The 404-nt window shown below is 66.1% G+C and carries 1 protein-coding gene; it reads left to right on the forward strand.

Features of this window, described 5'->3' with window-relative positions; all coding sequences use genetic code 11:
* Positions 1–49 precede the first annotated feature (49 nt).
* Positions 50–404, forward strand: a 355-nt coding sequence (locus M3666_RS16455; protein WP_374109600.1) for an AIR synthase related protein, incomplete at its 3' end; no start/stop codon positions are given.

A 404-nucleotide genomic window follows, 5' to 3' on the forward strand; every position in this document is an offset into this window, starting at 1 on the left:
GCGGGTGAAGAAGGCAGGCCTTCGGCAAGCTCGGGCACACGGGAACGGCATGGCGCTCACTTACAAGGACGCAGGCGTGAACATCGCCGCCGGCAACGCGCTGGTGAAGGCCATCGGCCCACTCGCCAAGTCTACCCGAAGGCCGGGCGCGGACGCTGAACTGGGCGGCTTTGGGGGCTTCTTCGACCTCAAGGCCGCGGGCTATACCGACCCGCTGCTGGTGGCCGCCAATGACGGCGTCGGCACCAAGCTGAAGCTCGCCATCGACACCGGCAAGCATGGCGGCGTCGGCATCGACCTTGTCGCCATGTGCGCCAACGACCTGATCGTGCAAGGCGCCGAGCCGCTGTTCTTCCTCGACTATTTTGCCACGGGAAAGCTCGACAACGACGTCGCCGAGCAGG

This window comes from Curtobacterium sp. ODYSSEY 48 V2 (genome assembly GCF_023712625.1).
Taxonomy (GTDB): Bacteria; Actinomycetota; Actinomycetes; order Actinomycetales; family Microbacteriaceae; genus Curtobacterium.